The sequence below is a fragment of the Photorhabdus stackebrandtii genome, assembly GCF_011189495.1.
GTDB lineage: Bacteria > Pseudomonadota > Gammaproteobacteria > Enterobacterales > Enterobacteriaceae > Photorhabdus > Photorhabdus khanii.
On record NZ_PUJV01000049.1, the window covers coordinates 1 to 8,802 of the forward strand.

At 45.0% G+C, this 8,802-nt stretch carries 9 protein-coding genes and 2 pseudogenes; 6 read left to right on the forward strand and 5 right to left on the reverse strand.

Translation table 11 applies throughout. The features are described from left to right. Positions 1 to 140 precede the first annotated feature (140 nt). Both C5470_RS20605 and C5470_RS20610 read left to right on the forward strand, forming a co-directional pair. Positions 141 to 617, forward strand: a complete 477-nt coding sequence (locus C5470_RS20605; protein ID WP_242688240.1) for an RHS repeat-associated core domain-containing protein — start codon at positions 141 to 143, stop codon at positions 615 to 617. Between the two features lie 12 nt (positions 618 to 629). Continuing rightward, positions 630 to 1,244 carry a YwqG family protein gene (locus C5470_RS20610; protein ID WP_166291609.1) on the forward strand — a complete coding sequence of 205 codons (615 nt, stop codon included), beginning with the start codon at positions 630 to 632 and terminating at the stop codon, positions 1,242 to 1,244. A 77-nt stretch (positions 1,245 to 1,321) separates the two neighbouring features. Here the strand turns inward: C5470_RS20610 and C5470_RS20615 are convergent, their stop codons facing one another. Both C5470_RS20615 and C5470_RS23460 read right to left on the reverse strand, forming a co-directional pair. Further along, on the reverse strand, positions 1,322 to 1,519 hold the full coding sequence (locus tag C5470_RS20615; RefSeq protein ID WP_166291611.1) for a DUF7706 family protein: 198 nt from the start codon (positions 1,517 to 1,519) through the stop codon (positions 1,322 to 1,324). An 87-nt stretch (positions 1,520 to 1,606) separates the two neighbouring features. Beyond that, positions 1,607 to 1,828 carry a SymE family type I addiction module toxin gene (locus tag C5470_RS23460; protein ID WP_339917129.1) on the reverse strand — a complete coding sequence of 74 codons (222 nt, stop codon included), beginning with the start codon at positions 1,826 to 1,828 and terminating at the stop codon, positions 1,607 to 1,609. Positions 1,829 to 1,878: 50 nt separating this feature from the next. On the opposite strand from C5470_RS23460, the pseudogene C5470_RS23875 reads away from it, so the two are divergent. Next, positions 1,879 to 2,575 (forward strand): annotated as a pseudogene (locus C5470_RS23875) (tyrosine-type recombinase/integrase); the annotation flags it as partial. Positions 2,576 to 2,928: 353 nt separating this feature from the next. Here C5470_RS23875 and C5470_RS20630 read toward each other — a convergent pair. After that, positions 2,929 to 3,123 (reverse strand): hypothetical protein, encoded by a 195-nt coding sequence (locus tag C5470_RS20630; RefSeq protein WP_242688233.1) that lies wholly within the window; start codon positions 3,121 to 3,123, stop codon positions 2,929 to 2,931. Positions 3,124 to 3,220: 97 nt separating this feature from the next. Between C5470_RS20630 and C5470_RS23880 the strand changes: the two genes are divergently transcribed. The 3 genes and pseudogenes from C5470_RS23880 (at position 3,221) to C5470_RS20645 (ending at position 4,012) form a co-directional block, all read left to right on the forward strand. Next, the gene (locus C5470_RS23880; RefSeq protein ID WP_422631098.1) at positions 3,221 to 3,433 is read left to right on the forward strand and encodes a hypothetical protein; all 213 of its coding nucleotides are present in this window, start codon (positions 3,221 to 3,223) and stop codon (positions 3,431 to 3,433) included. A 13-nt stretch (positions 3,434 to 3,446) separates the two neighbouring features. Next, positions 3,447 to 3,748 (forward strand): annotated as a pseudogene (locus C5470_RS23475) (HNH endonuclease signature motif containing protein). 12 nt (positions 3,749 to 3,760) lie between these two features. After that, the gene (locus C5470_RS20645) at positions 3,761 to 4,012 is read left to right on the forward strand and encodes a bacteriocin immunity protein (RefSeq protein ID WP_166291613.1); all 252 of its coding nucleotides are present in this window, start codon (positions 3,761 to 3,763) and stop codon (positions 4,010 to 4,012) included. 611 nt (positions 4,013 to 4,623) lie between these two features. Here the strand turns inward: C5470_RS20645 and C5470_RS20650 are convergent. Further along, positions 4,624 to 6,297, reverse strand: a complete 1,674-nt coding sequence (locus C5470_RS20650) for a cyclic peptide export ABC transporter (protein ID WP_166291615.1) — start codon at positions 6,295 to 6,297, stop codon at positions 4,624 to 4,626. A gap of 193 nt (positions 6,298 to 6,490) precedes the next feature. Then, positions 6,491 to 8,802: non-ribosomal peptide synthetase (locus tag C5470_RS20655; protein ID WP_166291617.1), on the reverse strand; the 2,312-nt coding region annotated here is incomplete at its 5' end.

Below are 8,802 nucleotides of genomic sequence, written 5' to 3' on the forward strand. Positions count from 1 at the left end.
GTCAGGGCGAGTTGGAATGCTCTTTAACAGGGAGGGAAAAGGTGGCTAGAAAAAAGGCTGCTAAATCAAGGGGAAAAGTGGCCTAAAGAGTATGATGGCGTCGGGATAGTGCCGAAGATCCGATCGGGCTGAATGGGGGCCTGAATTTATACACTTATGCGCCCAATCCGATGAATTGGATCGACCCTCTTGGGCTTGCTAAGTTATTTGAGCTGGGTACATATGGTGAATTAAATGGACCTACTCATGTTGGCGATAAGTTACAGGCACATGAATTATTGAGACACGAATACCTACGGCAGCAGGGACTTGCAGAAACATCTCGCTTGTCAGGAAACCCGTCTATTGCTCTAGACTTAGATCACCATACTCGTGGTCCACAAAAAGATACACGTGGTATTGGCGGTGCTCACTGGTATGAGAATCAGATTCGAGCAAATGAAGGTCTTAGAAAAAATGATTTTGCGTCAACGTTAAAGAGAGAGCTAGATATAACCTCCGGAGGATTAAGAAAATCTGGTGTTCCTGCTAGTAGGGTGAAAGTATTAAGAAAGCAGGCTGAAAAATTTTTTAGAGGGTTATCGAATAAGGTTAAAAGTGCTGGTACTTGTAAATAGAGGAAATGTTACATGTATAATCTTACACGAATTGTTGTAGAAGAAGCCCTTAATAAGAGTTCTGGTTTTGTTTTGGGTGGCAAAAAGGGATATGTATCACAGTGGCCTGTAAATCCTGATGGTGAAAAATTACTTCATCTCTTTTCTATAGATTGTGAAAAACTATCTCCAAGAATACCTAAAGGAGTATTGCCAACATCAGGATATTTATCTGTGTTTTCAACCTATTCTGAAAATAACTATTTCCTTGATAACATTACTTATTTTGGTGACGAGCAAGAACTAAATCTTATTAAATCAGGTTTTACTTTTGTTTCATATTCTTTGACTAATGAGATCTCAGAAAATAACGATAAATACATACCGGAAAGAAATGTTATTTTTTTGGATATGGAAATAGAAGATAGTGATTATCCTATGGTTTCACTTTTTTCAAACAAAATCCCAAATGGTTTAGATGATATTGGTGAAATCGGAAATGATTATCATTTTGTATGCCAAATATATTCAGCCGATTTTCCTGAGCCATTTCAAGATGCATTGGGGTTATCTGATGCTATTGGTTACTTGTTTATTAGAAATAAAGAGGATGGAATAGATGGAATCTTTTTTGTGCAAACCGCATGACCCTCTCTGAAATAATAACCTGAGTTACCAGAACTGATAATCGGAAGATCTTAGAGATCTTCCGATATTTTCTATTATTACCGTGGCGAATACCCACGGTAAACCAGCGCCGACTGGAGCTTACCGACAGCATCCTTAATCTGATACGCTTCCTCGTCATGCACGGCACAGGCGCGTATCTCCGCCCAGTTCAGCCGCTTAACCAGCTGGGCCAAGGCCAGCGCTTCAATGTGGGTTAACTGAATGTCCTGTAAATGTTCAATGGCAATAGTCATCTCATCCTCTCCCCTTAACCCACAGAACCGGTTATCAACATTTGCATCCGCAGCTTAATCTCATTAAGCTGGCTCTGCTGGCGCTGGTTATTGCTGCTGATAGTGTTGCGTGGTGTCACTGTCAGGAATGAGCACCAGACAGCCGGCCATCACCTTGACGGTAATCTGTCCCGCGGTCTTAAACCCCGCCTGCTTAAGCCACTGCCCCTTAAGATGTATCGCCGGGGTGGCGTTGTTGACCTTGTTCCCGTTCGGCACATAACCCACCGTGTAATAACGTTCTGTTTTCGCAGCTTTATTTACCGCCACTTTGCTTTAGAATGCGCCTTAGCCATAGTAACTACCTCTTTTTGACCCGGGCATTACTGGAAAACTGGCAGCAGTATCTGGCCCGGTACTGCAAGGCCAGCGGCCAGCCCTACCCGGCAAACAGTCAGCGCCAGCGCCTGCGGGCCTTACGCCAGTGGTTCGACTGGCTGCGACAACAGCAGTTTATCCCGACCAGCCCGGCGGAAAGTCTGGTGTTGCCAAAAGCTGCCAGCCCAGGTATTCAATGAAGAAGAAACCCACACGGTATTAGCCGCAACGGATATCAATACCCCAACCGGACTGAGAAACCGAGCCATCCTTGAGGTGTTGTGGAGTACTGGTATCCGGCGCATGGAAATAGCCAACCTGCTGTTAAGTGAGGTGGACTTCGGGCGCGGCGTGGTACTGGTCAGACAGGGTAAGGGCGGTAAAGGCCGGGGGCTGTCAAAGGGCACGTTAACCCAGATAGCCGCTGACAGTATCCGTAAACAGGCGCAACTGATTAAACCGGAGGCCTGTCACCTGTTCCGGCACTCAATGGCGACCCAGATGCTAGAAAACGGCGCGGACACCCGGCATATCCAGGCAATACTGGGGCATGAGAAGCTGGAAACCACCCAAATCTATACGCGCGTGGCTATCGTGCATGAACAGACGCATCCGGCAGAACGGAAATCGAAGCAGGCAACGCCGCCAAACGACAGACAAACAGATAGCGACAAGCCGGACAGCCCGAAGTTGACCTGAATGCCCTGTGTTGCCGGACAATCCTTTATGTTAGCCGGTTCCCTGTGAGTGCGTGGGGGGCAGTGAAAGGCAGACCGCGCGCGTCCCTGCGCACGGACTGCCTACCTACCTTCTAAGTGCCGGCGGTAAATGCCGCCCGCCCGGCCCTGAACACCGGCTTCCTCTGCAACAACTGTTGCCGGTCAGCCACCATTCAACATAATGTGGCATTAAGCAAAATGGGCCTGAACGGCCCACATCGCTCGCTGAACGAACCCGTTAAGCTGTTCACCCATACTGACAGAAGTAATTTTTCTCATATCACACACCTGTATTAACAATTAATACAATAAGCATACCTCAAAGCCAACAGATCAGACCACATCACCACCCGCGTTTGGCTGCATCCGCGCCCGAAAGAAATCGGACTGCTTCAACTCATCTACGCTATAGGCGTAAAAGTCAGCACCACCATTCAACCCGGCAAACTCACCGCGAAACATCTCGATTTCAGGATCAACGGTGATGGCAGCCATGTGGCCTTCGATTTTTAGTGTGTTACTCATCATGGTCTAATTCCTAAAGCTATCCAACCATATCTTGATGGAGTTAATCGCCCCTAATGCGGTAAAAAGTACCTCAATATCAGATTATGAATTATTCTAAATGGTGGCGCTGGAAGGTATGAAAACCTCTTGTGGCGCAACGTTGATTGCCTCTCAGACAGCATTTCGTGTGGAAGATGTCGGGGGACTACATACTGGTATTTCCAGCAGATTCCGGCATCAAACCAATTTATGTGATGTTCAACACCCCCCGAAATCAACCGGGGACAGTAACCGGCCAAGGATAGAAAATCAAATGAAACTGGCTAAGTAGCGCAGGACAAGATATGGGAGCACCAATTCCCAGCCAAATAGCAGATAAGTTGCGTGGAAGGACGTTTAATAACTTTGATGATTTCAGAAAGGCATTTTGGAAAGAGGTTGGAAACGATCCTGAGTTGTTAAAGCTGCAAACATGGGAAATATGAAAAAGGGAAAAACTCCAGCTCTAAGGGAAAACGAATGGAGAGGGAAAAAGAAAAAATACGAGTTACATCATAAAAAACCTATTTCCCAAAGTGGAGGTGTTTATGATGTTGACAACATTAGAGTTGTTACTCCAAAGAGACATGGCGAATTACATAATTGAGGTGAATAAATTATGGGAAATAATGCAATAGATATTACCGAAAACGAATTTTTATCTTTGATAAAGAAAATATTCAATGTGGATTTCCAAACAGAAGAGGATGAATCAGAAGCTATCGATGAATTTAAAAGGATTTCAGAACACCCCTCTGGCGGCGATCTAATATTTTATCCAGAAGATGGTACTGAAGATAGTCCGGAAGGTGTACTTAAAGTTGTAAAAGAATGGCGAGCTAAAAATGGCAAGCCTGACTTTAAAAATTAGCAATAGATTTAAATTGTTACTTTAAGCGATCTCTTCACGTAGATAAATAAAATCGAACAGGTCCGGTTATTACTTTATGAAACAATGACTCGAAATCAAACATGTCAACATATGTAGAAACTGTTGAGGAAAGTCAAAAAATGTATGGAAGCTTGTTCTCCATTTCCAGTAAATAAACCCGGTTTGGCTAAAATGGAGCGATATTGATTGCGCTTATTTAGGGTATACGTCAGCTCATTAGAAAAAATGCTTGCCCTGCCCCAACTATTATAGCCAGGGCAAGGCATTACATATCCACCATCATAAAAGTGCCATAGTCAGTCACTAATATTATTAACTATTTATGACTGTCGATAATATTAAATTATAACTTTTTTTCAGGCGGTAAAAACCAATTGCAAATGATCATGTGTCCATTCTTATCTTCATAGAAACAAAAGAAGAAAACTGCTTTAATGTGGGATTTATAAAAACCCTGGAATATTCAACATCAATATTAAACACATTCTTAACTATGCCATTCATTCTAATACTTACAATTGAATTCCCACCAATATAAATTTCGCTAATACTACCTAATAGCGCAGGTTGACCATATTTATCCAGCAATGTTATTGAGCTATTACCATTTGCTGCTTATTGACAAGGAGTCGACCACTTTCCAGCTTGATACAATGATCGGCTAAGTGAAAGAAACGATCGTCGTGGGTGATAGCGAGTACTGCTTTACCGCGCGCAGCCAACTCAGGTAATAGCTCCTGATAGAACACCGCCTTAAACAGCGGATCCTGATCAGCGGCCCATTCATCGAACAGATAGAATGGCCGATCTTCCAAATAGGCAACCACTAGAGCAAGACGTTTTCGTTGTCCCAGTGACAAATCGCGAGTTGAGAAACATCCATTTTCAATCTTTACCTTGTGATCCAAATGTAGTTTAGTGAGCAATTCATTAGCACGTGAATCCAATGTCGAATCGGTATCGCTCAAGCCTATCAATGTTTCGAAGAGATAGAAATCGGAAAAAACTGCCGAGAAGAGTTGACGATAGTTGGCTCTGTTGTTGTCAGTGATCACATGTCCATCAACGGTAATTGTGCCGTTTTCTGGTGTGTAGAGCCCGACCAACAACTTGGCTAGAGTCGTTTTGCCACTGCCGTTACCGCCAATCAAAAAAGTAATTTCACCTCGTTTGAGTTTCATATCAATGGGACCGAGCTGGAATACCTCATCTTCCTTCTCTCGATAATAACTGTGGGTAAGGCCAGACAGGCACAGTAAAGTCGCTTCACCGAATTCATTAGCAGAAATCTGCTGTGTAAATTGGTCTTGCTCATTCAGCTCTGATAATACATTTCCAATGCGATTCAGTGATACACGTGCCGCATTCAGTGCTGGAATACTGTTTAACAAACCGTCTAAGGGCATCAACATAAACAGAAATATAATCACATAACCAGCGAGTGTCGTTACTTCGAGGCCCGGTATTACCGTCGGAGCAAATATAACCAGCCCCAAAAACACATAGAATAAAAAGAGTATCCAGCCAGCACCGAAGGCATAAACACCGAAAGCACGGGTGCGATGCTGGCGTACTGCGTCAATTTCACGACCAAGGGAGTTAGTGAAGAAAGCCTGAGTACGTGAGAAGTGTAACTTTAACTCTTTTGCGCCAGAGAATAATGCGTTGAAATGGTTGAACAGACGATCTTGTGCTTTACCCGCTGCGTTGAATGAGTTGATCGCTTTGGTTCCACCGAGGCTATAACCGAGTGAACCAATGATGACTATAGCCAGCGCTAAGAAAAATACGGGCCACGACAACCAGGCCAGATAACCCAGACAGCCCAATACAATTGAACCTTGCATCACGATATTGGGCAGAGTGAAGAATAACAGTGATACATTGGTTGCATCGTCAGTGATGATGGATTGAGCGCGAGAGGCGCCAAGCACCTCAATCTGACGGAATGGCGCACGGGTAACACGTTCTGAGATGAGTTCGCGCATCTTTGCCATCGTATTCTGGCTCAGTTTAGCGAAAATCACGCCACTAAGTATGCGGCAGGCAATAGCCAGCACAGCCAAAATACCGAAATACCAAGCGAGCGAGGAATAGTTATCGTTGGAGGTTGTCACTGCTTTATTGATTAATGTGATCAAAGAAACACTGGAAATACCATTAGCAATGCTGGCAAAAACGGCAATGGCAAGTGCCCAACGTGAACGGTATAACAGTGAGAGTAAGATCCGATAGGTCGGTTGTTTAATTTTCGAAGTGTTCATTTATAATCCATAAAGTCTGTACGTAATCTGGCGTTAAACATAATGTATCTATCCCTTCTGGCGGGTGGCACACTAAACCTCGTCTAATCCAGGGAAGCAAATTTCCACACCACTACACTGAAAGCCAGATTGATAAAGGATGATAAAATGCCAGCCCCGCAAGGCTGGCTTAAGGTAACAAAATCTGGTTATTCTATTTCATGAACAAACCCTCGAAATTAGAGCTCACATAATCCAATTTTTCCCACAGTAAAGTGGCAAGTTGATTAACTTGTGGGCTAGACAGCATGGTCATGTGATTACCAGGTGCGATTATCGTACTTAGCTGAGTAACATGCCTACGCCACATTTTCTCGTGATTTGCTGTTTTATCAGCATCTCCTTCTTTAGCGTTAATCAGATAAACAAGGCCCTTATAGCTGGTATGTGGTGTATAACTCGTGTTCAGATTGGCTTGCATAACTTGGACAACACCTTGCAACAGAGATGTACTCACATTCTCTGGGAAAATGCCCGCATTCACCAAGGCTCGAAGCAGGGAGCGAATCTGTTCATCCGGTTCCTGGTTTTCGAAGTCTTGTCTGGTAAACGGTAATGGCTGAGTCAATATCATGTTGTAGATATCGATCAACTTCATTAGCGTTTCAATCCGGCCGACAGCTTTAGGAACACTATCCTGCGGATCAGGAGCACTGGTATCAACAAGTATAAGATCAGTGACCTTTTCTCCCAGAGCCTGTAGTTGCAACGCGATCTCAAAGGCTATCCAACCACCGAAGGAATGCCCTAGCAGGTGATAGGGGCCATGAGGCTGTGTTTGACGAATGGCCTGAATATAAGCGTGAGCCGTACTTTCAACGCTAATATAAGGAGGAAGGTGCGCATCTATCAGGCCGCGAGACTGCAAAGCGTGTACAGGTAGCTTCGGTGGAAGGGACAATGACAACTCGATAAAACCGGAAGCGCTGGCACCTGCTCCAGGAATACAGAACAGTGGCGGAATAGACTTGGCCCCATTTTGGATGATGATATTCGGGGTGTAGGTTGTGGGCAACAAGTGCTCAGTGATCAAATCAGCCACTTGGTTTAGCAAAGGCTGTTGCATGATGGAGTTATGAGTCCCACCAATAGGATGGAGTACGGAATTCTCTCCAACGATATTGCGCCAGCCACGCCAAGAGTCATACTCAGCAGGTAAATTATCTGCTGTATAGAGATGGATGGGTAAAGATGAAGCGGAAGCAATATATTTTTGACCAAATTGTAAAATGGCTCTCTGAGTATAAATACGAAGGAGGATATCCTCTTTTGTAATACCGCTTGGTAGCCATTGGTGTTCTTCACAAAAGGTAAGGAGTTGGTCTATGTCATTGAAGTCATAAAGCTTATCCAAATCATGTTTATCAATAACGTCTATATGATCACGCAGATATTCAATAATCGTATTGATATCTTTCTGCGTATCATTTACAGATTTATTGGCACCAATATTATGTCCACTTTCAGTATCAATTTTAAGTCCACTTAAATTGTAAGAATCGATCATACCAAGGTACTTGACTTCTTCACCGCTGCTAATCAGTTGCAAGGCCATCTCGTAAACAATGACACCCCCGATTGACCAACCGGCGAGATGATAAGGGCCGTGAGGTTGAACTCGACGAATGGCTTGAATATGGTAAGCGGCAAGTTCTTCAATGGAAGTCGGAGGCTTTTCCAGTGTGTGGAGGCCAAGTGCCTGTAACCCATATACGGGCAGTTCCGACGGTAGCAAAGTCGCCAGTAATGAATAAACCAGCGGGTCACCTGTGGTCTCGTGTACCAGGAATAATGGCGATAGACTGCCTTTGGGGCTTAACGGCACAGGATTTGCATCAAAAGGTGAACTTGGCTTGTTTGACTTGTCGTTAATAACCAGCGCCAAATCACATAATGTTGGATGAGAGAATAAAGTAGCCAACGACACTTCCATGCCTTGTTCACTTATGTAGTTCAGCAATTGCACAGCTAACAACGAATGACCACCTAATTCAAAGAAATTGTCATGACGCCCGACACGCGCCAGCCCCAGCAGGTCTTGCCAGATCTGCGCCAGTCTCGTTTCAACTTCACCCTGCGCAGGCGCATAGCTCCGTGACACAATGGCCAACTGATCAGGGGCAGGCAGCGCCTTGCGGTCCAACTTGCCGTTCGCGGTCAGCGGGAAGACCGCCAGCATCACAAAGGCACTGGGTAGCATATAATCGGCCAGATGTGGCACCAGTTGCTGACGTAAATCCGCCGGCACCAGTGCAACACCGGATTGCGGCCGAACATAGGCCACCAGACGTTTGTCTCCCGGGATATCTTCACGAGCGATAACGGCCGCTTCCTCCACCCCCGGACACTGGATCAGGCGCGCTTCAATTTCCCCCAGTTCAATACGGAAGCCGCGCAGCTTGACCTGAAAGTCGTTACGGCCCAGGTATTCGATACGGCCGTCGGACAGCCAGCGGCCGAGGTCAC